At 43.8% G+C, this 23,147-nt stretch carries 18 protein-coding genes; 17 read left to right on the top strand and 1 reads right to left on the bottom strand.

The annotated features are described in order from the left end of the window. Positions 1-178: 178 nt before the first annotated feature. From BAU14_RS07650 to BAU14_RS07695, 10 genes are all read left to right on the top strand, one after another. The gene (locus tag BAU14_RS07650; RefSeq protein WP_161899498.1) at positions 179-1,567 is read left to right on the top strand and encodes a 6-phospho-beta-glucosidase; all 1,389 of its coding nucleotides are present in this window, start codon (positions 179-181) and stop codon (positions 1,565-1,567) included. Between the two features lie 4 nt (positions 1,568-1,571). After that, positions 1,572-2,402 (top strand): Cof-type HAD-IIB family hydrolase, encoded by an 831-nt coding sequence (locus BAU14_RS07655; protein WP_161899499.1) that lies wholly within the window; start codon positions 1,572-1,574, stop codon positions 2,400-2,402. 52 nt (positions 2,403-2,454) lie between these two features. Further along, positions 2,455-3,888 (top strand): 6-phospho-beta-glucosidase, encoded by a 1,434-nt coding sequence (locus BAU14_RS07660; RefSeq protein ID WP_161899500.1) that lies wholly within the window; start codon positions 2,455-2,457, stop codon positions 3,886-3,888. A gap of 124 nt (positions 3,889-4,012) precedes the next feature. Beyond that, positions 4,013-5,476 (top strand): glycoside hydrolase family 1 protein, encoded by a 1,464-nt coding sequence (locus BAU14_RS07665; RefSeq protein WP_161899501.1) that lies wholly within the window; start codon positions 4,013-4,015, stop codon positions 5,474-5,476. Between the two features lie 518 nt (positions 5,477-5,994). After that, positions 5,995-6,939, top strand: a complete 945-nt coding sequence (locus tag BAU14_RS07670; protein ID WP_161899502.1) for an ABC transporter permease — start codon at positions 5,995-5,997, stop codon at positions 6,937-6,939. A gap of 13 nt (positions 6,940-6,952) precedes the next feature. Next, positions 6,953-7,876: a carbohydrate ABC transporter permease gene (locus BAU14_RS07675; protein WP_161899503.1), complete on the top strand. Its 924-nt coding sequence runs from the start codon at positions 6,953-6,955 to the stop codon at positions 7,874-7,876. Positions 7,877-8,021: 145 nt separating this feature from the next. Beyond that, positions 8,022-9,500 carry an ABC transporter substrate-binding protein gene (locus BAU14_RS07680; RefSeq protein WP_161899504.1) on the top strand — a complete coding sequence of 493 codons (1,479 nt, stop codon included), beginning with the start codon at positions 8,022-8,024 and terminating at the stop codon, positions 9,498-9,500. Between the two features lie 98 nt (positions 9,501-9,598). Next, positions 9,599-10,234 carry a YesL family protein gene (locus tag BAU14_RS07685; RefSeq protein ID WP_161899505.1) on the top strand — a complete coding sequence of 212 codons (636 nt, stop codon included), beginning with the start codon at positions 9,599-9,601 and terminating at the stop codon, positions 10,232-10,234. Further along, a complete protein-coding gene (locus tag BAU14_RS07690) occupies positions 10,206-11,939 on the top strand; it encodes a sensor histidine kinase (RefSeq protein ID WP_161899506.1) in 1,734 nt (577 codons plus the stop codon). The genes BAU14_RS07685 and BAU14_RS07690 overlap by 29 nt, the downstream gene beginning before the upstream one ends. Further along, the gene (locus BAU14_RS07695; RefSeq protein WP_161899507.1) at positions 11,932-13,428 is read left to right on the top strand and encodes a response regulator transcription factor; all 1,497 of its coding nucleotides are present in this window, start codon (positions 11,932-11,934) and stop codon (positions 13,426-13,428) included. Before BAU14_RS07690 ends, BAU14_RS07695 begins: the two co-directional genes overlap by 8 nt. A 132-nt stretch (positions 13,429-13,560) precedes the next feature. Here the strand turns inward: BAU14_RS07695 and BAU14_RS07700 are convergent, their stop codons facing one another. Next, a complete protein-coding gene (locus tag BAU14_RS07700; RefSeq protein WP_202622183.1) occupies positions 13,561-14,949 on the bottom strand; it encodes an MATE family efflux transporter in 1,389 nt (462 codons plus the stop codon). 208 nt (positions 14,950-15,157) lie between these two features. Here BAU14_RS07700 and trxB point away from each other — a divergent pair, with 208 nt between their 5' ends. The 7 genes from trxB (at position 15,158) to BAU14_RS07735 (ending at position 23,145) form a co-directional block, all read left to right on the top strand. Further along, positions 15,158-16,090, top strand: a complete 933-nt coding sequence (gene trxB, locus BAU14_RS07705) for a thioredoxin-disulfide reductase (RefSeq protein ID WP_161899508.1) — start codon at positions 15,158-15,160, stop codon at positions 16,088-16,090. Between the two features lie 152 nt (positions 16,091-16,242). Further along, a complete protein-coding gene (locus tag BAU14_RS07710) occupies positions 16,243-17,970 on the top strand; it encodes a phospho-sugar mutase (RefSeq protein ID WP_161899509.1) in 1,728 nt (575 codons plus the stop codon). Between the two features lie 130 nt (positions 17,971-18,100). After that, positions 18,101-18,391 carry an ArsR/SmtB family transcription factor gene (locus BAU14_RS07715; RefSeq protein WP_161899510.1) on the top strand — a complete coding sequence of 97 codons (291 nt, stop codon included), beginning with the start codon at positions 18,101-18,103 and terminating at the stop codon, positions 18,389-18,391. A gap of 121 nt (positions 18,392-18,512) precedes the next feature. After that, positions 18,513-19,802 carry a homoserine dehydrogenase gene (locus tag BAU14_RS07720; RefSeq protein WP_161899511.1) on the top strand — a complete coding sequence of 430 codons (1,290 nt, stop codon included), beginning with the start codon at positions 18,513-18,515 and terminating at the stop codon, positions 19,800-19,802. A gap of 3 nt (positions 19,803-19,805) precedes the next feature. Beyond that, positions 19,806-20,864: a threonine synthase gene (gene thrC / locus BAU14_RS07725; protein ID WP_161899512.1), complete on the top strand. Its 1,059-nt coding sequence runs from the start codon at positions 19,806-19,808 to the stop codon at positions 20,862-20,864. Further along, on the top strand, positions 20,861-21,724 hold the full coding sequence (thrB, locus tag BAU14_RS07730; RefSeq protein WP_161899513.1) for a homoserine kinase: 864 nt from the start codon (positions 20,861-20,863) through the stop codon (positions 21,722-21,724). Before thrC ends, thrB begins: the two co-directional genes overlap by 4 nt. 149 nt (positions 21,725-21,873) lie before the next feature. Further along, positions 21,874-23,145, top strand: a complete 1,272-nt coding sequence (locus tag BAU14_RS07735; protein WP_161899514.1) for an O-acetylhomoserine aminocarboxypropyltransferase/cysteine synthase family protein — start codon at positions 21,874-21,876, stop codon at positions 23,143-23,145. Positions 23,146-23,147: the final 2 nt, after the last annotated feature.

Here is a 23,147-nt window from a genome sequence, read left to right on the forward strand (position 1 = left end):
GCATTTTGCGTTTTAAATCTAGAGTGAGTAATTTACATAGGAGATAATGAATATGTAAAAAGAAAGCGATTAAAGAAATAACAATCGCTGATTGGTGCGCTGATGTTTAATGCGTCAGCAACAAATGAAAATAAAAAAGCAAAGGCTTGCACTGACAAGCGGAAAAGGAGAGAAACAGATGGCTAAAGGAGTAAAAATTGCAACAATTGGTGGCGGCTCCAGCTATACGCCAGAATTAATGGAAGGGTTCATCAAGCGCTATGATGAATTGCCAATTCGTGAAATCTGGTTGGTGGATATCGAAGAAGGCCGAGAAAAACTGGAAATCGTCGGCAAAATGGCACAGCGAATGTGGGACGCTTCTCCATATGATGTGAAAATTCATCTGACATTGGATCGTAGAGAAGCGCTGAAAGATGCAGATTTTGTAACGACTCAGTTTCGTGTCGGTCTTTTGGATGCTCGGGTGAAAGACGAACGGATTCCAGCCTATTATGGCATGCTTGGTCAAGAAACAAACGGCGCTGGCGGGATGTTCAAAGCGTTTCGGACAGTACCGGTTATTCTAGAAATTGTGGAAGACATGAAAGAGTTGTGTCCAAATGCTTGGTTGGTAAACTTTGCCAATCCAAGCGGGATGGTGACAGAAGCTGTGGTGCGTCATGGGAAATGGGACAAGGTCATTGGCCTGTGCAATGTGCCAGTCATGGCGACAATGTTAGAACCGGGACTGATTGGCAAAGAAACTGATGAACTGATTTATAAATTTGCCGGCCTGAACCACTTCCACTGGCATAAAGTTGCCGATACCCATGGCAATGATGTCACGATGGCATTGATTGATAAGATGTATCAAGAAGACAACGGTCTGCCAAAAAACATTTATGATATTCCTTTTGAACGGGAACTCTTGGAACAGATGAAAATGATTCCTTGTGCTTACCATCGCTACTATTATCAAGAAGAAGAGATGCTGAATCATGCATTGGAAGAATATCAAACCATCGGTACGCGAGCACAACAGGTGAAAAAGACGGAACAGGAATTGTTTGAGCTGTACAAAAATCCGCAACTGGACCACAAACCCGAACAATTGGCACAACGAGGAGGCGCGTATTATTCCGATGCAGCCTGTGAAACGATTGCATCCATCTACGCAAACAAGCAGACGCAAATCGTGGTATCCACCAAAAACAACGGTGCGGTTCCTGATCTGCCGGCAGACTGTGTCGTTGAAGTGACAGCTTATGTTGGTGGACAAGGCGCCCGCAATGTCGCTTTCGGTGAGCTGCCGACAGCTGAACGAGGCTGGCTGCAAGTGATGAAAGCAATGGAGCTTTTGACAATCGAAGCTGCGGTGACTGGTGATTATGGTACAGCACTTCAAGCCTTCACCTTGAATCCATTGGTCACTTCTGGTGAAACCGGGAAGCGGATCATGGACGAATTGTTTATCGCCCACAAGAAATACTTGCCAAACTTCAAGGAGACAATCGAACGTTTGGAAAAAGAAGGCGTAATGGTTCAAGACGAAGTGGCTCGCAACTTGGATGCGGTGAAGGTGTAAATATATGGCTCAAAAAATCATCTTTTTAGACGTTGACGGCACACTCGTAAACTATGAGAATCACCTGCCCGATTCGGCAGTTCAGGCCATTCACAAGGCGCAGCTAAAAGGAAATTTAGTTTTTACTGTGACTGGTCGGAGCAAAGCCGAGATGTACCCAGAAATTCTCGATATTGGTTTTGATGGTTATATCGGAGGCAACGGGAGTTATATCGAAGCCGGTGAGAAGGTGATCAAAGAGGTCACTCTGTCTTCAGCGGATACCCATAGAATCGTTGACTGGCTGCAAAATCGAGGACTGGAATTTTATCTGGAAGCCAACAGTGGATTGTATGCCAGCCGCGCTTTTGATGAGCGGGGACAGGCGACGATCCAAGAGTATTCAGACCGCAAAGGCAAAGGACGGGAAGTGACTGTTCGCCAAGTTTTTCCTGAAATGATTTTTGACGCTGATTTGTATCGAGACGACATCAATAAAATCAGTTTCATTCTGGACAGCTACCAGGACTTTTTAGATGCACAAGCTGAATTTCCCGGTTACAAACTGGGAACTTGGGGTGGCGCAGGAGAAAAGGCACTGTTTGGTGATATCGCCTTGGGAAATATCAACAAGGCAGTCGCCGTGGATGAACTGCTGACTTATCTGGATATTCCTGTGGCTGATAGTTTTGCCTTTGGTGATGCCAAGGTGGACATTCCCATGTTGGAGCATTGTGGGACTGGGATTGCCATGGGAAATGGCGGGCCGGAGATCAAGAAAATGGCGGACTATATTACTGCGTCAGTAGATGATGACGGTCTAAAAAAAGCATTTGAACATTTTGCATTACTATAGTTTAAAACGGGGGAACCCGAAATCATAAAGAATCAGGAAAGAGGTAACGTAAATGGGATTTCGTAAAGACTTTTTATGGGGTGGGGCAACAGCTGCCAATCAATGTGAAGGTGGCTACAACGAAGGTGGTCGCGGCTTAGCCAATGTGGATGTCGTGCCTATTGGGAAAGATCGTTTTCCGGTGATTTCCGGTGAAATGAAGATGTTTGACTTTGATGATGAACATTTTTATCCAGCTAAAACCGCCATCGACATGTATCACCATTGGAAAGAAGATATCGCGCTATTTGCAGAAATGGGCTTCAAAACGTACCGTCTGTCCATTGCTTGGTCACGAATTTTTCCAAAAGGTGACGAGCAAGAGCCAAATGAAGAAGGTTTGAAATTCTACGAAGATATCTTTAAAGAATGCCACAAATACGGAATAGAACCCTTAGTAACCATCACTCACTTTGATTGTCCGATGCACTTGATTGAAGAATACGGCGCATGGCGCAGCCGTGAACTGGTAGGTTTTTATGAAAATCTTTGCAAGGTGATCTTCAATCGCTACAAAGGCTTGGTAAAATACTGGCTGACTTTCAATGAAATCAATATGATTTTACATGCGCCATTTATGGGAGCAGGCCTGTATTTTGAAGAAGGCGACAATAAAGAGCAGGTGAAATTCCAAGCAGCTCACCATGAGTTGTTAGCTTCGGCATTGGCTACGAAGATTGCCCATGAAGTAGATCCGGAAAATAAGGTGGGCTGTATGTTAGCAGCTGGGGCCTACTATCCATATAGCTGTAAGCCGGAAGATGTTTTTGCTTCTCGTCAAGATGACCGAGAAAATTATTTCTTCATTGATGTGCAATCCCGAGGCGAATACCCGGCATATGCCCTCAAAGAAATGGCGCGAAAAGGAATCGAAATCGAGATGCAAGAGGGTGATTTGGAATTACTAAAAGCACATACGGTTGATTTCATCTCCTTTTCGTATTACTCTTCTCGGGTGTCTACCACAGATCCGGAACTTTTGGATCAAACAGCTGGCAATATTTTTGCATCTGTTAAAAATCCTTATTTGAAAGCCAGTGAGTGGGGGTGGCAGATTGATCCTCTTGGGTTGCGAATCACATTGAATGATATCTATGATCGCTATCAAAAACCATTGTTCATTGTCGAAAACGGATTGGGGGCAGTGGATACGCCAGATGCAGAGGGCTATGTGGAAGATGACTATCGGATCGATTACTTGGCGGCTCACATTGCTGCAATGAAAGATGCTGTTGAATTGGATGGTGTTGACTTGTTGGGCTATACAACTTGGGGCTGTATTGATCTGGTATCAGCGGGAACCGGTGAAATGAAAAAACGTTACGGCTTTATCTATGTGGATCGAGACAATGAAGGCAACGGCACATTGGCTCGCAGTAAGAAAAAATCCTTTGACTGGTACAAACAAGTGATTGCTTCAAACGGCGAAGACTTGAGCAATAAATAGACGGTTAAAAGTTTTTTAAAAGGTGGAAGGCAGCAGTGATTTCTGCTGCCTTTTTGATCCAAAGCCAATCGAGACTATTTAGTAAAAATAGAAGACACGGATTTTGATAAAGGAGAGACGAACAATGGCATTTCCAAAAGACTTTTTATGGGGCGGTGCAACAGCCGCCAATCAATACGAAGGTGGCTATCTTTCAGGTGGCAAAGGACTCAGTACTCTGGATGCAATCACTGGCGGCAGCAAAGACCATCCACGGATGATTACTTTTAAAACAAAAGAGGGGGAAATTAATCGGGTAACAAGAGAACAGCCTCTACCAGAAGGCGCAATCGGCTATGTCGATCCCAATCAGTATTACCCTAGCCATGTTGCCACTGATTTCTATCATCATTGGAAAGAAGATATTGCCTTATTTGCTGAAATGGGCTATAAATGTTTTCGCATGTCCATTTCCTGGGCTCGAATCTGTCCGAAAGGCAACGAAGAGCTCAATGAGGAAGGGCTAGCTTTTTATGATCGAATTTTTGATGAGCTGAATAAATATGGTATTGAACCAGTTGTAACTATTAATCACTTTGATATTCCAATGTATTTAGCAGATGAATATGATGGCTGGATGGATCGGCGAGTCATCGATTATTTCGTCTTTTTCTGTGAAACGGTCTTCAAACGATACAAGGGCAAAGTCAAACACTGGATGACTTTTAATGAAATCAATTTTCTTCGCAGTTGGACTCAGATTGGAATCCATGACAACAGTAAACCGAAAAGGTGGCAGGCCATGCACCATCTGTTTGTTGCCAGTGCAAAAGCCGTTTTGCGTGGGCATGAAATTGATCCGGAGAATAAGATTGGGATGATGGTTGCGTATATTCCCAGCTATCCGATGACGGCTGATCCTAAAGATGTGTTTGCGGCGCTACAATTTAACCGAGATCAAGAGTCCTTTATCGACGTACAAGTAAAAGGGTATTATCCGGCGCATCGTATCAAAGAATTTGAACGAGAAAATATCGTCATTAAAAAAGCAGCTGGGGATGACGAACTGATTGCAAAGGGAACCGTGGATTATATCGGCTTTAGTTACTACATGTCTACAGCATCTACAGCAGATCCCAATAAAGTGAAATATGTCGGCGGCAACCAGATGCCAGCGGTTAAAAATCCGTATTTGACAGAGTCTGACTGGGGCTGGGCGGTGGATCCGCTAGGTCTGCGAATTTCCTTGTGCAGGCTATACGACCGCTACAATGTACCGCTGTTCATCGTTGAAAACGGCTTTGGAGCGGTGGATGTGGTAAAAGCGGATGGCAGCATTGATGATGATTATCGCATTCAATATTTCCACGACCATATTCAAGCCATGAAAGATGCCGTTGAATTGGATGGTGTCGATTTGATGGGCTATACTCCTTGGGGCTGTATTGATTTGGTATCTGCTGGGACGGGTGAAATGAAAAAACGCTATGGCTTCATCTATGTCGATCTGGATGATGAAGGCAATGGTACGTTGGATCGCAGTCGTAAAAAATCCTTCCATTGGTATAAAAAAGTGATTGCCAGCAATGGGGAAGATCTGAGTAACTAACAACTGGCAATTGGAAAAGTACTATTATAAGAAGTGTGTCATCAATCATTTCTAAGTGATAAATGAAAAGCCAAGCCACGGGCACCGTTTTTTATGGCAGTAACTTGGCTTTTGAGATTCACGTTTGGTAATGTTCGCTTCGAAGGCAGTTGCCTAGACGCTGGTCACAGCTCGATACAAATAGATAATAAGAAATAATTCTTCATGACGCTGCTTTCAATTATTGAGCAGCGTTTTTTTGTTTTTTTTAGAGCAGCGGGCAAATGGACAAATGAAGATTGACCAATCTTTGTGAAGAATTCGGTTGAAACCGTAGAGAAACCCTATTCTTTAAGACACGCTCCATCATGCTGCTTCACAAAAAAGTTATAATTCCTTATAAAAAAGTTCTTTAATTTGTTCAAGAAGACCTTTAGTTTGTTTCTTCTTTCCGACTGTTGGAAGCGGTAAACTGTCTATGGATCGAGTGAGAGGGTTTTCATCCAAATCAACTCGACAATCAGAAAGGAGCTGAAATAATGAAAAAGAAGAAAAAAGGCGGTTTTCTGGAGAATGTCTGGCGCTATAAGGCACTGATCCTGATGGCACTGCCCGGCTTTATCTGGTTTATCTTCTTCTTCTACATCCCCGTACTGGCAAACGTGGTGGCCTTTAAAGATTTCCACTATTCGCCAAATGGGTTTATCGATGCCTTGATGACGAGTAAGTGGGTAGGATTTGATAATTTCAAATTCTTATTCTCTTCAAGTGATGCTTGGTTGATCACCCGTAACACACTGTTATACAACGTAGTATTTTTAGCATTCAACTTATTCTTTGCCATTGCCTTTGCAATTGTTATGAGTGAATTGCGGAACAAACGACTGGTGAAGGTGTACCACACCATGTCACTTCTGCCTTACTTCTTATCTTGGGTTGTAATCAGTGCCTTTGTGTATGCTTTCTTGAGTCCGGATAAAGGGATTGTCAATCAATGGTTGACTTCTGGTGGACATGAGCAAATCAACTGGTATGCTGATCCAAAATATTGGCCGTTTATTTTCGTCTTCCTGAATGTTTGGAAGGGCTTAGGCTACAACAGTATTATCTACTATGCTTCAGTAATGGGGATTGACCCGACATACTACGAAGCAGCTATGGTGGATGGTGCCAGCAAGTGGCAACAGATCAAAAACGTTACAATTCCACAGATTTTGCCAATGATGACAGTGCTTTTGATTTTGAACATTGGTGGGATCTTCCGTGCTGACTTTGGTATGTTCTATATCCTGCCACGAAATTCAGGGGCACTTTACCAAGTTACTTCTGTATTGGATACTTACATTTATAACGGCTTGACTGCAACCGGTGATATTGGGATGACAGCAGCTGCCGGTTTGTATCAATCAGCAGTCGGTGCGGCACTCTTGTTGCTCTCTAATTTAGTTGTTCGTAAGATTGAACCGGATTCAGCAATTTTCTAAGGAGGAATTGAACTTGAAAAAGAAAAAAGTTTACAATGTCCAAGTTCGCTCCTTTAGTCCGGGAGTGAATCTGTTCTTCAATATCGTGATTGCAATTTTTGCACTTTCTTGTGTGTTGCCATTCTTCTTTGTCGTAATGATTTCACTGACAAACGAGCAATCCTTGGCAGCAAATGGCTATGCGTTTTGGCCAGAGAAATTCTCATTAGCCGCTTATAAGTACATCTTTGCTGGCGGCATGAGCAAAAAAATCTTCCAATCATTTGGAGTGACTGTCTTCATCACAGTTGTTGGTACTTTCGTTAATGCATCGATGACTTCTCTTTATGCTTATGCGATTTCACGTTCCAACTTTCCTTTCCGCAGATTCTTTACCGTTTTCGCATTGATTACAATGCTGTTCACCCCAGGGATGGTTGCCAATTATTTGGTAGTTACCAACCTGTTGAACATGCAGGACACGATTTTGGCTTTGATTTTGCCGCTCGCCTTGGGGCCTTTCAATATTTTGGTGATGCGAACCTTCTTTAAAAAGACGATTCCAGATAGTATCATCGAGTCAGCCCGCATTGATGGTGCTTCTGAAATGAAGATTTTTATGAGTATCGTTTTGCCGCTAGCAGTGCCAGGTATCGCAACAATCAGTTTGTTTGCTGCTCTGGGTTACTGGAATGACTGGTTTAATGCGTTGCTGTATATTCAAAAAGATGAACTGGTTCCACTGCAATATTTGTTGATGAGAATCATGAACAACTTGGATTACTTGGCAAAAAATGCCGGAGCGAGTGCTCAAATCCAAGGCGGCTTAGCAGCCCTTCCGAGTGAATCTGCTCGAATGGCAATTACTGTCGTAGCTACTTTACCGATTGCATTGACTTATCCATTCTTCCAAAAGTATTTCGTTGGTGGATTGACAATCGGTGGGGTCAAAGAGTAATTTCAGCTTTATTTAACAAAACAGCTGAAGGGATGTGTTAGGACAAAGTTTTTTACCTGATGTAGAGTCATTTCTTTACTTCAATGGTGGTAACTGAGTTCTTTCACAGCACCCTTTTAAGCAAAATAAATTAGGAGGAATTTCAATGAAAACGTGGAAAAAAGCACTAGGGTTTGCAGCAGTCGGCGCCATGACTTTGGGCTTAGCAGCTTGTGGCAATTCAAGCAATGATGCTAAGGATTCCGATAACGGCGGATCCGATAACGGCACTGTGACACTGAAAATGTATCAAGTTGGTGATAAACCAGAAAACTATGACAAATTGATGGAAATCGCTAACAAAAGAATTAAAGAAAAAATCAATGCAACTGTCGATATCCAATACGTAGGTTGGGGCGATTGGGATAAGAAAATGGCAGCAGTTATTGCCTCTGGTGAAGCTTACGACGTATCCTTTGCATTCCAATATGTTCCAAACGCACAAAAAGGTGCTTTTGCTGATTTGAGCGAACTGTCACAGAAATATGCAAAAGAATATATGGAACAACTTCCTGATATGTATATCAAAGGGAATGAAATCAACGGTAAATTGTATGCGATACCAGTATATGGAAATGCTTGGGCACAACAAATGTTGACTTTCAACCAAGAATACTTGGATAAATATGACATCGACATTTCAAAAGTCGACGGTTCATATGAATCTGCAACTGAAGTCTTGAAACAGTTCCACGAAAAAGAACCAAACATTGCAGCTTTCGCAATTGGTCAAAGCTTCAAAGCTTCTTACAACTACGACTACCCATTGGGTAAAGATTATCCGTTTGCAGTAAAACTGGATGATGAAAAAAATCCTAAGATCATCAATCGTTATGAAGATCCAGAATTCATGAAGGTCTTGAAGACTATGCATGAATGGTACAATGCCGGCCTGATTCCAACCGATGCGGCAACAAACACTACTGGTTATCCGTTGGAAGGAAACACTTGGTTCATGCGTGAAGAAACGCAAGGACCTGTTGACTACGGTGATACTATCTTGACAAATGCTGCTGGCCAACCGTTGGTATCTAAACCATTGACTGAACAACTGAAATCTACTGGTCAAGCACAAATGGCAAACTTTGTTGTCGGTAATGCTTCTAAACACAAAGAAAAAGCTGTTGAATTTTTGAACCTGTTGAATACTGACGCTGACCTCTTGAATGGTTTGGTGTATGGTGTTGAAGGGGAACAATGGGAAAAAGTGGGCGACGACAAACTGAAATTGTTGGACGGCTACAAACCAAATACCCACATGGCTGCTTGGAATACTGGGAACAACATGATCTTGTACACCCAAGAATCCATCACTGACGAACAAATCAAAGAACGTGACGAAAGTATCGAAAATGCTAAAACTTCTCCAATCCTTGGTTTCCAATTTGTAACAGACAACGTGAAAACACAGATGACAAACGTAATCAACGTGATGAACCGTTATGCTGCCAGCTTGAATACTGGTACAGTCGATCCTGAAAAGAATGTTCCGGAATTGAACAAGGAACTGGAAAAAGCTGGGATTAAAGATGTTATGGATGAAATGCAAAAGCAATTGGATGAATTTGTAAAATCCAGCAACTAATTTCTAACCTAAGGAGAAGCCGGCCTTTGACAGGTCGGCTTCTCTGCGGTATACATAGTAAAAGAAGGTGTCTTTTTAAAAGACAGAAGGAGAGTATTATGGAGAGTACTGGGATCCAACGTTTATTTTACATCATCTGGGCAATCGTTAAATTGAATTTATATATTCTGGTGTTTACCTTGGCAGGCGCCGTCGTGCTAGGTGCTGGGCCAGCTTTTCAAAGTGCCAACGATATCTTGGTGGAATCGGGAATGGACTATCAGAAAATTACTTTTTCTGGCATGTGGGAACGATTCAAAAGTAATTTTAAACGAGGCAATATTCTTTTTTGGATCTATGCAGTAGTCTTCTTTGTTTTAGGGTATAATTTATATTTAGCTAGTCAGATTAAAGGGCTTTTGTGGTTTGTCTTGTCTTTTGTACTGGCTTTTGCAGTGATTTTACTGATGGTTATTTATTTGTATGTTGTTCAGTACGAAACGGTCTATGACATCAGCATCGGTAACCTGATTAAATTGGCCTTTATCAGTGTCTTTTTGAACTTTGGCACTTTCTTGAAAGTGCTATTCGGGTTGGCCAGCATTTTGGTCGTTACCTGGTTTTTCAAAGGGTTACTGCTGGTGGCAACCTTCAGTCTATTTTTAGTGTGGAGCGGCTATGCCACCAAAGACATTCGTCAAATTGTGGACGGAAAGTTGGAAAACGATGATACAAAAGCTGAAAAAAACCTTTAAAAAAGGGTATTTAATCAATCAATTGATGCAGATTTACAGCCTACTGTTAGCGGGAATTATCCTGTTGACGGTGGCTGCTTTGTGCGTTTACACCAATTTTTCCAATAAGACACAGCTGAATACTCAGACTACGGCTATCGAAAGTCAGATTCGGAGTTTTACTGTTAGTAAAAATGATGCCATGTTAAATATCTATACGGATTTAGCGGGGAATAACTCAAAAGTGGAAAATATGCGGAATTATCTCAGCATGCCGCTGGCGGAATATCTGCAATACACTATCGATTCTTATGCGACGTATCGAACGGATGTCAACTTTGTGTCCACGTTATCTACCTTATTTGGGACGTATCCTGATTTAGAGACCTTGTATATTCAGATGACCGACGTGGATGAAGTCTTGCGAGCGGATCGCTCACACCCTGCTGGTCGTAAGATTCAACGAGTATTAACACAAGACAATGGGTTGGTTTTAAAACGCAGTCTGCAGGACTATTATTCCGGTAAGTCCATCGGGATGATCTGGGCTGTTTTTTCAGAAAGCGACGTGTTGGGGGACTTAGCAGCAGATGCGGATGAGCTGGGAATGGCTACTTTAGTATTTGATAACAATGACGATGCCATCTACGAGCGAAACGGTGAGCTGGCGAAAAAACAGATGCAGGGACTAAAACAAGCAGTTAAGAACCAAAAGCCGTTACCGAGTTTTGCTGAAAAAAAATATTTTGTCTCGCAACAGACTACTATCAGTCAAAATCGAATCTTGCTATTGACCAGTAAAGGGCTTTTTTGGCAGAAGAACTTGGTGATGTTCTGTGTGATTATCTCTATTGGCATAGTGTTGACGGCGGTACTTTTGATTACCTTGCAACGAACATTTAAACGCTATTCCCGTCAAGTTGCCAAAATCGTTAACGTGACGGAAAATGTTTCTCAAGGAAATCTCAAGGATCGAATTGACACCAATCAGGTACAAGATGAGCTGTATGAACTCGCGGGAGCAATCAACTTTATGATTGAAAGCATGGACCACTATGTAGAAGATATCTACACGCTGGAAGTTAAGCAGCGAGACGCCAATATGCGAGCGTTGCAATCTCAAATTAATCCCCACTTTCTTTATAACACCTTGGAATATATTCGTATGTATGCCTTAAGTCGCCAACAAGAAGAACTGGCCGACGTGGTTTACGCTTTTTCTGCTCTTTTAAGAAACAATACTACGCAGGAAAAGACAACTAATATTGAGAAAGAACTTTCTTTTTGTGAAAAATATGTATATCTGTATCAGATGCGCTACCCAGATCAGATTGCTTATCATTTTGAATTGGCAGAAGGGACTCAAAAAATCGAGATTCCTAAATTTACTATTCAGCCGTTGATTGAGAATTACTTTGTTCATGGCATCGACTATACTCGCTATGACAATGCCATTAGTGTAAAAACTCAGATTAAAGCTGATACACTGGTGATTTTGGTGAGAGACAATGGCAAGGGCATGACGCCGCAACGCTTGGCGGAAGTGCGGCAAAAATTGGCGGCTCCGGAAGTCGAGATGAGTACCTCTATCGGACTCAGAAATGTTCACGAACGGCTGAAGAGCTTTTTTGGTGAAGGGTATCAAATGCAGATTGATTCTACGGCGGGGGAAGGCACAGTAATCGAGATTACTGTCAAAAACGAGGGGGGCTTGATGCATGTATAAGGTAATGTTGGTAGATGATGAATACATGATTTTGGAAGGGCTAAAGCAGATTTTGCCCTGGCAGGACTTGGGATTTGAAATCGTCAAGACGGCTCGAAATGCTAAAGAGGCCCTCAGCTTTTTTGAAGACCATGAGATTGATCTGTTGATTACGGATATCAATATGCCGGAAATCAGCGGTATTCAATTGATTGAAACTGCCCAAAATGAAGGACGACATTTTTTAAGTTTAATTTTGTCAGGTTATCAAGAATTCGAGTATGTCAAACGGGGGATTGATCTGGGGGTCAAAAACTATCTGCTGAAGCCGGTGGACAAAGAGGAATTGTTGCGGAGTGTGAAGCAGATCAAGCTTTTATTGGATGAGGAGAAGCAGTTTGATCGCCAACAGCAACTGTTTTTAGAAAACAATCTGGTTCGTTGGCTCAATGATGAGTTAAACGACAGTGAATTCATTGAGATGCTGCAGCATTTTCACTTGGAAGCCCAGCCGCCTTATACGGCTGTCTTACTGGAAGGTGACAGTACCCGCTTGCAAGAGGCCGCTGACTTTTTACGCAGGCAAGGTCAAAAGCTGTTGATTGAGGGCTGGATTCACCAATCGGGTCAATTGCTGTGGTTGTACATGGGCACACGGCAATCCTTGTATGTGCTTTTGCATTATCTGGAACGTTTAACAATTGATCAGCTGCGTTTTGTTGTCGGGGAAACGGTGGCGGAGTGGGAGAATGTCTACGAGAGTTACGAACGAGTGCAGCAGATTCGGCGTCTGCGGGAATTTTATCCAGAATTACTGCCGGAATTATTGAGCAGCTCTGATTTTATTCAAGAACCGGATTATGATATGTCTTTTTTGTCATTCAATAAAGCACTGATGATTGGTGATGAAAAAACGGTGCGAGGAGAACTGGACCGAATTTTTCGAGAGCTTATGGTGAAACACTATTCTCCGGAATACGTCCGTTACGTCGCTTTCTTGCTGTTTGCTGATATTTCTCGGCAGTTTCCCACTGCGACACAAGAAATTTACGATGAGACGGTGGTGGGGATTCGTAAAAGCCATACCATTGATGAGATTAAAAAAATGCTGACGGCTGTTTTGGACAACGTTCGCAATACGGATCGTCCGGCAGTTTATTCCGATGCGGTTAGCCAAGTCATCGCGATGGTGGATGATGATTATCGAGAAGAATTGAACTTAAAAACAATTGCAGAAGCGCTGCACCTGAACGTTGTCTATTTGGGCCAACTGTTCAAAAAAGAAACCAATCGCAGTTTTTCCCAATATTTAAATCAAATTCGGATCAAAAAGGCCCAACAACTGCTTTTGCACTCAACTCAAACAATCAGCGAGATTGCTGACGCGATTGGCTACAACAATACCAACTACTTTTCCAAGATGTTCAAGAAACTCAATGGTATTACGCCAAAAGAATTTCGCGACCAATATGACTCAGGTTACGAAGCCCTGGAAGGAAAAGACAATTGAAAAGTCCCTTCACCGGTGGATGATTCAAGTAGTTAAGGCGACCAGTTAGTCTTTCAAAATACAAAAAACTCCGATAACACCAGTAGTTCTGGCGATTATCGGAGTTTTTTGTACTTCAATGACTTTTAATCTTTAGACAACTGGAAGTTCAGTTTCTTCTGTCTCTGCTGCCGTGCTGATTACGGCTTTACTCCTCCAAATACCTGAATGCCAACGATAAATCATCAATATGCTACGAAGCGCTTCGTCAATAGCGTAAGCAATCCAGACGCCGATTAGACCCAGATGAGCGGGGATTGCCATGGCATATGAAAAAGGCAAGCTGACAACCCAGAGAACCAGAAGGCTGCAGATAAGCGGGAATTTCACATCACCAGAAGCATTCAAGGAACCGACTAAGATGATGTTTACGGCACGGACTGTTTCCAAAACAATCTCCACCAAAAAGACGCCCCGGGCGATGTCGATAACTTCTTGATTGTTAGTAAAGATTCCCATGATTGGTTCAATAAACAAGAAAGTCAAAAGACAGATGGTAACAGAAGCGGCTACCCCAATGACCATGGTTCGCATGCCACGCTTGTAAGCTTTGTCAAACTCTCCGGCCCCCACATGCCGGCCAATCATAATCTGATTGCCTTGCCCCAGTGCGTTAGCCACCAAGTAAACGAACTGTGTGATGGCAGTGATGTATGATTTGGCAATCAAAACACTGGAACCAAGAGAGGCGACAATCATAGTTACCACAACTTGTGCCCCTTGATAGGAAAGGGATTCACCAGAAGATGGCATTCCGTAAGTTAGGATCTTTTTCAGATAATCTTTTGACAAGTTCTTCAAGCGAAAAGTTGTTACAGAAAAACCAACGTACTTTTTCAACAGCACAGTCGCAATCAAAAGCCCGATGGTATTGCCGATGACGCTGGAAATGGCCAGTCCGCTGACACCGAAATTAGGGAGGCCAAAGGGACTATAAAGGGCAAAATAGTTGCCGATAACTGCCAAGATACTGGCTGTCATTGGCACCAACAGCGCTGGCTGAGTAAAGCCGTGACTGCGCATTACAGCGATGATGACAGCTGTTAAAGAAGAGAGAAACAGACTGCCGCCGTAAATTTGTAAATAGCTGCGGCCAATAGCAATCAACTGGTGATCCAAATTCATGAAGTGCAGCAGCGGGTCGGCAAAAAAGATAAAAGTGAGACTGATTAACGCGCCGATTGATAAAGAGCCCAGTAAAGCGGTATTGATGACGGTATTGATTTCACCGCGTTTTTTTGCACCAATCAGTTGAGCAATGATGATCTGAGTGCCGACGGTAATAAACCCGTAAATGAAAACTGTCAGATTCAGCAGTTGGTTGGCTGCTCCTACAGCAGCAACGGCTGGTTCGGAGTAATGACCGATCATCCAGACGTTGATATTACCAATCACCACTCGTAAAAATAGTTCGATGAAGATGGGCCAGCTCAAAAATAACAGTTCTCGATCAGAGAGAGTCAGAGTTTTTTTCTTGGACAATTGTATGTATGCCTTCTTTCTACTATAATAAGTAACGTTGAACGCTTTGTTCCCGCCTCAATGATTCTTACAAATCAGGTGTGAAAAAGCAATCTGTTTTTTGAAATGTTATCAAAAAGTAACACAAGCAAAGTATTCGACAGAAAATGCTTTATCAACTAGGATTGACTTACAATTAATAAGAAACTCGGAAACAGGGGGAAGTAAGATGTATGATGTAATCGTAATTGGTGCCGGACCTGCGGGAATGACCGCTGCGCTTTATGCGTCCCGATCGAATTTATCGGTATTATTGATTGAACGAGGTGCACCCGGGGGGCAGATGAACAATACAGCAGAAATCGAAAACTATCCGGGATTTGATTCTGTTATGGGACCGGAACTGGCGATGAAGATGTATGAAAGCGTGAGCCGTTTTGGTACGAAGAATGAATACGGAATCGTTCAAAATGTTGTGGATCACGGGGAATACAAAGAAGTAATTACCGAAGAAAAAACCTACCAAGGCAAAACAGTAATTGTTGCTACCGGTTGTGTCCATCGCAAGTTGGGCGTTCCTGGAGAAGAAACTTTTGCCGGTCGTGGTGTTAGCTACTGTGCGGTCTGTGACGGAGCATTCTTCCGCAATAAAAAATTACTAGTAGTCGGTGGTGGTGATTCCGCGGTGGAAGAAGCCATCTATCTGACACAATTTGCCTCTGAAGTAGTAATCGTTCACCGTCGAGATGCGCTACGAGCTCAAAAAGTTATTCAAGACCGGGCCTTTGCCAATGACAAAATCACCTTTTTGTGGGATTCGGCGGTCGAAGAAATTACCGGCAATGAGATGGTCGTTACCGGCGCCAAAGTGAAAAATCTCAAGACTGGGGAAACTCATGTTGAAGACTGCAATGGTGTCTTTATCTACGTGGGCTTGGAGCCGTTGTCTGAGCCAGTCAAAGGGCTTGGAATTACTACTGAAGCGGGTTGGATTGTGACAGACGATCAAATGAAGACTGCAGTACCAGGAGTTTTTGCCATCGGGGATGGTCGTGAAAAGACTTTGCGTCAGATTACGACTGCTGTCGGCGAAGGCGGTATCGCCGGCCAACAGGTGTTCCAATATATTGAAGAAAATAAAGTCGTTCCTCAAGGGGAATAAGAGGGCAATGCAAAAAACCTGAAAAAGCAGTTGGCAAATTCCGAAAAATGACGGAGGCCAACTGCTTTTTTCCAGCTTGTTTGTTGGCGGTCTCAAAAGGGAGTGTTATACTGAAATAGGACCACAATCAACTGTGAAAGAGGTGTTATTTCATGTCTTGGGAACAAGTCTATGAACAATGGAAAAACAATACCGATTTGGAAGAAAATCTGAAAAAGCAACTAGCCGATCTAGAAGAAGATCCGGAGAAACTGGAAGATGCCTTCTATGCACCCCTTGAATTCGGAACTGCTGGCATGCGGGGAATCTTAGGCCCGGGAATCAATCGGATGAATATCTACACTGTCCGTCAGGCAACAGAAGGCTTGGCCCGTTTTATGGATGAACAAGATGACGAAACTCGGCGCCGGGGAGTTGCGATTGCTTACGATTCACGGCACATGTCGCCGGAATTTGCTCTAGAGGCAGCTAAAACGCTGGCAAAACATGATATCCCCTCTTATGTGTTTGAAAGTCTGCGTCCGACACCGGAGCTTTCATTTGCTGTCCGTTATTTAAAAACTTTTACTGGGATCATGATTACCGCTTCTCATAACCCAGCAGCCTATAACGGCTACAAGATTTATGGTCAAGATGGCGGACAAATGCCACCAGCGGATGCTGATGCGTTGACTACGTATGTACGGGCTATCGATAATCCATTGGAGATTGACGTGCTGTCTGATGAAGAAGTTGAACACAGCGGTTTAATCAATATCATCGGTGAAGAAGTAGATACACCCTATTTGAAAAACGTTAAAACAGTGACCATTAACCAAGCGCTGGTTGACGAAATGGGCAAAGAGCTAAAGCTGGTTTACACGCCGCTTCATGGAACTGGGAAAATGCTGGGTGAAAAAGCGCTGAAACAAGCCGGTTTCGAAAAATTCATGTTGGTACCGGAACAAGCGGTGGCCGATCCTGACTTTAGTACGGTGAAATCCCCAAATCCAGAAGAGCACTCTGCTTTTGAATATGCCATCCGCTTGGGTGAACAAGAAGATGCCGATTTGTTGATCGCGACGGATCCAGATGCGGATCGCCTAGGGGCAGCCGTTCGTTTACCTGACGGCAGCTATCAAGTACTTTCCGGCAACCAAATCGGCGCCCTTTTGGTACAATACATTTTGGAAGCCCACAAAACGGCAGGCACCTTGCCAGAAAATGCCGCGGTTTTGAAATCTATTGTTTCCAGCGAATTACCGACTGCCATCGCAAAAGCATACGGCGCAACGATGTTCAACGTATTGACGGGTTTTAAATTCATTGCTGAAAAGATTCAACAATTTGAAGAAGACCACAGCCACACCTTTATGTTTGGTTTTGAAGAAAGCTATGGCTACCTGGTGAAACCTTTTGTGCGTGACAAAGATGCGATTCAGGCATTGGTGATGCTTGCTGAAGTAGCCGCTTATTATAAGAAGCAAGGGAAAAACTTGTATGACGCTTTACAGGATATTTTTGCAAAATATGGTTACTACAGCGAAAAGACAATCAGTGTGACTTTGAGTGGCTTGGAAGGCCCGGCTAAGATTAAAGCGATTATGGATAAATTCCGGACGGAAGCACCTTCGACACTGGGTGGGGTCAAGGTTGTTCAAACAGAAGACTTCAAACAATTGACACGGGTTGGCCTGGACGGACAAGTTGAAAAACTGACGACACCGCCATCAGACGTGTTGAAATATGTGATGGAAGATGAAAGCTGGATTGCTGTACGACCTTCTGGGACCGAACCTAAGATCAAATTTTATATCGGTGTCAAAGGGGCAGATCAAGGGACAGCCGATGCCCGCATTGCTGAACTGGAAACGGCAATCAATGAGGTGACCGGCGCTTAAGGTTGATAAGAAGGCTGTTTGTGGTGTAGATAGGTCGTGTGCCTCTTAGTAAAAGTCCACAGACAGCTGTTTTACAAAAGTACTGATTTTGTTTTGCTAGAAAAACCCTCAGTAGGAAGGAGGATATAGCATGTCTCAGATACCAACAGAAATCGAAAAGGTCAGTCAGCTCTTCAAAGTGTTGGGTGATCCTACTCGTTTAAAGATCCTCCTGTCACTGAAAGAAGGGGAACGCAATGTGACTGCCATCGCCCAAGGGGTAGAAATGGAACAATCAGCGGTTTCCCATCAGCTGAAACTGCTACGGGAAAATCGGGTTGTCAAAGCTCGGCGAGAAGGCAAAACCATGTTGTATAGTTTAGATGATGAGCACGTGATTGATATTTTACAAGAAACCTTCGAACATGTGCAGCACCGTTGAAGCTGAATGTAAGAACTTTCCAATTTTTCGGAAAGTTCTTTTTTTTTCAAGCAATTTTTGGTATGCTAAAAGCAATATAGTGGGGAACTCAAACAATAATCAGGGAATTGGTGGGAAATGTATGGAGAAACGATTACAGATCGGCATTTTAGGTCTGGGCGTCGTCGGTACCGGCGTCGTTGAGATCTTGGCCAAAGAACGTCAAAAAATCAAGCAACGGACCGGCGTAGAACTGGTCATCACCAAAGCGCTGATTCGTGAAGCCGAAGATAAGAGCGGGTTAGCAACAGCTCATGGCTTAAAATTGGTCTATGATGTTAAAGAGATTACCGAAGACGACGAGATTGATGTTGTGGTGGAAGTGATGGGTAAAATCCATCCTGCCAAAGAGTTTGTCACGGCGGCACTGTCGGAAAATAAACACGTCGTAACCGCCAATAAAGATCTCTTAGCCCAACACGGCACTGAGCTTTTTCAAATAGCGGAAAAGCACCATGTTTCACTCTATTACGAAGCGAGTGTGGCTGGCGGCATTCCGATTTTACGAACGTTGGCGAATTCTTTTATCGCTGATGAAATCACTGAAGTACTGGGAATCATCAACGGGACCACTAACTACATGCTGACTCAAATGGTGGAAAACGGCATGGCCTATGAGGACGCTTTGAAGCGAGCCCAAGAACTGGGCTTTGCAGAGTCCGATCCGACAAATGATGTGGATGGCATTGACGCGGCCTACAAAACGGTGATTTTGACTCGGTTTGCCTATGGAACAGATATTGCTCTCGAAGATTTTGTTGTTCGTGGAATCCGGGGCATTGAAATCGCGGATATCGAACTGGCTAAAGCTATTGGTTATGAAGTGAAACTGATTGGGATGACTAAAAAAGTTGGTGACGGGGTCTTCGCTGAAGTGGCACCCGCTTTAGTACCAGTCCATCATCCGCTTGCGGCGATTCGCAATGAATTCAACGGTGTCTTTGTCCGTAGTACCGGTATCGGCCAGTCCATGTATTTTGGCCCGGGAGCAGGCTCATTACCGACTGCGACTAGTGTAGTGACGGATTTGGCAGTTATTGCTGAAAATCAAGCGGATAATAAACCAGCGCCTCAGTTTATTCAGTATAAGGCTGAAAAACAATTCGCTGATCCAAAAGCTGTCAGCAACCGCTATTTCATTGCTATGAAGACTATTGACGATGCTCAGTTGTGGCGTGAAATCGAACAAGCAGCTGTCGACTTAGGCGTCTCTTATGAAGATATTGAAAACACGATGGCCGCCGATGGTAAGCGGCGCATTGTTTGGCTGACAGAAGAACTCAACGAAGTCCAAAAACATCAATTCGTTTCTGCTGTCAGCAAGATTGAAGAGACAAAGATCACTCAAATCATGAAAGTAATGGAGGAGTAAGTTATGTACGAAGGTTTGTTGAAGCAATACAAGGAGTATTTACCTATTACTGACAAAACACCGATGATCAGCCTGTGTGAAGGCAATACCCCTTTGATTCCACTGAACAATTTGTCCAAAGAATTGGGGATCACATTGTATGGGAAATATGAAGGACTGAATCCTACTGGCTCTTTCAAAGACCGTGGCATGGTAATGGCGGTTGCCAAAGCTGTAGAAGACGGAGCTAAGGCGATTGTCTGTGCTTCTACCGGTAACACTAGTGCAGCTGCCGCGGCCTATGCGACTCGTGCTGGTGTCAAAGCATACGTGGTAATCCCGGACGGCAAAATTGCGATGGGAAAACTGGCGCAAGCTATCGCCTATGGGGCAGACATCATCTCAATTCCCGGCAATTTTGATGAAGCGCTAAAAGCGGTTCGTGACATTGCCGAAACCGAAGCGGTTGCTCTGGTCAACTCTGTCAATCCTTATCGTTTGGAAGGACAAAAGACAGCTGCTTTTGAAGTCTGTGAGCAATTAGGACAAGCTCCGGATGTTTTGGCGATTCCAGTGGGAAATGCGGGCAATATTTCTGCTTACTGGAAAGGTTTCAAAGAATGGCATGACGTGAAGGGGACAGCTCTGCCACGGATGCATGGCTTTGAAGCAGAAGGGGCCGCGGCTATCGTGCGAGGTGAAGTCATCCAACAGCCGGAAACGATTGCGACTGCGATTCGAATCGGCAATCCGGCGAGCTGGAAATTGGCAGAGGCAGCTCGTGACGAATCTAAGGGACACATTGATGCAGTGACGGACGAAGAAATCCTGAACGCCTATCGTAAAGTTGCCGCAATGGATGGTGTTTTTGTGGAACCAGGATCGGCCGCTTCCTTAGCAGGTGTTATTCAACATGTGAAATCCGGCAAGATTAAACAAGGAGAAACTGTTGTGACTATCTTCACCGGCAATGGCTTGAAAGATCCGGATACTGCAATTCACGAGGCCAAGGCGGATATCCACAAGATGAGTGATGTCGAAGAAATGCGGAAACACTTGCGAGAAGGTGTGGCAAAACTATGAAAATCCGGGTGCCGGCCACCAGCGCGAACTTGGGACCGGGATTTGATTCCTGCGGGGTGGCACTAGATCGTTATTTATTTGTCGAGGTCATTGAAGATAGTGAGACTTGGTTGGTGTCTCATGAGTTGGGTACAGGTATCCCAACTAACGAAGAAAATTTGTTAGTAGCAACTGCTTTACAGCTGGTACCAGATTTGACGCCAAAGCATTTGAAGATGTCTTCGGATATTCCAGTGACTCGTGGTTTGGGCAGCAGCTCTTCGGTAATTGTTGCCGGAATTGAGCTGGCCAATCGATTAGGCAATCTCAATATGTCCGATGCTCAAAAAATTGCTTTTGGAACCAAGTTAGAAGGACATCCTGACAATGTTGCACCGGCAGTTTGCGGAGATTTGGTGATTGCTAGTGCAGTGGAGAATCAAGTTGATTATGTCCGACACTATTTTCCACCTTGTGATATCATTGCCTTCATTCCTGAAGCGCCCCTCAGCACAGAAAAAGCTCGAGGTGCCTTACCGCAAACTTTGGGCTATAAAGAAGCTGTGGCAGCCAGTTCTGTGGCCAATGTGATGGTAGCTGCACTATTGACAGGCAATCTGCCGGTTGCTGGCAGATTGATGGAAAAAGATCGTTTTCATGAAACCTATCGGGGGCCGCTAGTACCTCATCTGCAAGTGATTCGGGATCTGGCTCACGAAGAAGGAGCGTATGGTTGCTTTTTAAGTGGCGCTGGACCAACCGTGTTGATCCTTTCTCCAGAAGATCGCAGCCAAAAGATTGTCCAGTTGTTAAAGGCGTGGGATCAGCCAGCATCAGTTGAGCTGTTGAGCGTTGATCGTGAAGGTGTCCAAGTTTTTTAGTTAATCGAAGTAAGTCATGAGGATGGGACTGATTTTATCTAGTCTCGTCCTTTTTATTAAACACGTCGAGAACCTCTAAGCGTGTGTTAGCGTTATTGGTTATTGATGGCACTTAAAAAAATCAGGAATAATGAAACGGAGGTTTTTTTATGGAATTTGAAACAAAATGTTTGCATGCCGGCTATACCCCGAAAAATGGTGAACCACGGGTACTGCCTATCACTCAAAGTACAACTTTTACCTATGATTCGACAGAAGCGATTGGCAAATTGTTTGATTTGGAAGAAGCTGGTTACTTCTACACTCGCTTGGCTAATCCTACGACTGGAGCTGTCGAAGAAAAAATCGCTGCCCTTGAAGGAGGTATAGGTGCCCTGTGTACCTCATCTGGTCAAGCGGCGACATTTCTGGCGATTATGAATATCTTAGAGAGCGGCGACCATCTGATCGCTTCATCCTACGTCTACGGTGGCACGTATAACTTGTTGGCACACACCATGAAAAAAATGGGAATTGAGGTCACCTTTGTGGATCAATTTGCTCCGTTAGCTGAGTTAGAAAAAGCGATTCGCCCGAATACAAAAGCAGTTTTTGCGGAAACTATCGCAAATCCGGCGATGCATGTGTTGGATATCGAGAAGTTTGCCCAATTGGCTCACACCCATGATTTGCCGTTTTTGATTGATAATACCTTTGCCACACCTTATTTTTGCCGGCCAATCGAATTTGGCGCCGATATCGTCATCCACTCCACGACGAAATATTTGGACGGTCATGCGGTTGCAACTGGCGGCGTAATTGTCGACAGTGGGAAATTTAACTGGGCCAATGGGAAATTTCCGCAATTAGCGACACCAGACGAAACGTATCACGGGATTGTCTACACAGAAATGTTCGGTTCTGCGGCCTACATTACCAAAGCCCGGGTGCAATTGATGCGAGACTTAGGGGCAACACCTTCTCCTCAGAATTCATTTTATTTGAATTTGGGAATGGAAACTCTACCGATACGCATGGAACGGCATTATGAAAATGCGCTGAAAGCGGCGACTTTTATCAAGGATCAATCGGCGGTGACGTCAGTGACGTATCCAGGACTTGTAGGAGATCGCAGTTATCAATTGAAGCAAAAGTACCTGCCTAAAGGATTGTGCGGCGTGATTTCCTTTGAAATCGGTGCTGGACGTGAAGCAGCTGCCCGCTGGCTAGATGCTTTGGAGATGGTTTCCCGCGAAGTCCATGTGGCGGATATTAGAACTTGTGCGCTGCATCCGGCGACCTCAACTCATCGCCAGATGTCTGACGAGGAATTGAGAGCAGCCGGTATTTCGCCAGGATTGATCCGAATCTCCATTGGTATTGAAAACATCGCGGATATCTTGGCTGATTTGCAGCTGGCTTTTGATAAACTGGAGGGATAAAC

It is taken from the genome of Candidatus Enterococcus leclercqii (genome assembly GCF_009933135.1).
In the GTDB taxonomy this organism is placed as follows: Bacteria; Bacillota; Bacilli; order Lactobacillales; family Enterococcaceae; genus Enterococcus_C; species Enterococcus_C leclercqii.

Excerpts from the sequence above, each read along its gene's own strand:
- BAU14_RS07690 (WP_161899506.1), top strand. The coding sequence starts at position 10,206 with ATGATACAAAAGCTGAAAAAAACCTTTAAAAAAGGGTATTTAATCAAT.
- BAU14_RS07660 (WP_161899500.1), top strand. The coding sequence starts at position 2,455 with ATGGGATTTCGTAAAGACTTTTTATGGGGTGGGGCAACAGCTGCCAAT.
- BAU14_RS07715 (WP_161899510.1), top strand. The coding sequence starts at position 18,101 with ATGTCTCAGATACCAACAGAAATCGAAAAGGTCAGTCAGCTCTTCAAA.
- BAU14_RS07680 (WP_161899504.1), top strand. The coding sequence starts at position 8,022 with ATGAAAACGTGGAAAAAAGCACTAGGGTTTGCAGCAGTCGGCGCCATG.
- BAU14_RS07655 (WP_161899499.1), top strand. The coding sequence starts at position 1,572 with ATGGCTCAAAAAATCATCTTTTTAGACGTTGACGGCACACTCGTAAAC.
- BAU14_RS07650 (WP_161899498.1), top strand. The coding sequence starts at position 179 with ATGGCTAAAGGAGTAAAAATTGCAACAATTGGTGGCGGCTCCAGCTAT.
- thrC (WP_161899512.1), top strand. The coding sequence starts at position 19,806 with ATGTACGAAGGTTTGTTGAAGCAATACAAGGAGTATTTACCTATTACT.
- BAU14_RS07695 (WP_161899507.1), top strand. The coding sequence starts at position 11,932 with ATGTATAAGGTAATGTTGGTAGATGATGAATACATGATTTTGGAAGGG.
- BAU14_RS07735 (WP_161899514.1), top strand. The coding sequence starts at position 21,874 with ATGGAATTTGAAACAAAATGTTTGCATGCCGGCTATACCCCGAAAAAT.
- BAU14_RS07720 (WP_161899511.1), top strand. The coding sequence starts at position 18,513 with ATGGAGAAACGATTACAGATCGGCATTTTAGGTCTGGGCGTCGTCGGT.
- thrB (WP_161899513.1), top strand. The coding sequence starts at position 20,861 with ATGAAAATCCGGGTGCCGGCCACCAGCGCGAACTTGGGACCGGGATTT.
- trxB (WP_161899508.1), top strand. The coding sequence starts at position 15,158 with ATGTATGATGTAATCGTAATTGGTGCCGGACCTGCGGGAATGACCGCT.
- BAU14_RS07670 (WP_161899502.1), top strand. The coding sequence starts at position 5,995 with ATGAAAAAGAAGAAAAAAGGCGGTTTTCTGGAGAATGTCTGGCGCTAT.
- BAU14_RS07685 (WP_161899505.1), top strand. The coding sequence starts at position 9,599 with ATGGAGAGTACTGGGATCCAACGTTTATTTTACATCATCTGGGCAATC.
- BAU14_RS07665 (WP_161899501.1), top strand. The coding sequence starts at position 4,013 with ATGGCATTTCCAAAAGACTTTTTATGGGGCGGTGCAACAGCCGCCAAT.
- BAU14_RS07710 (WP_161899509.1), top strand. The coding sequence starts at position 16,243 with ATGTCTTGGGAACAAGTCTATGAACAATGGAAAAACAATACCGATTTG.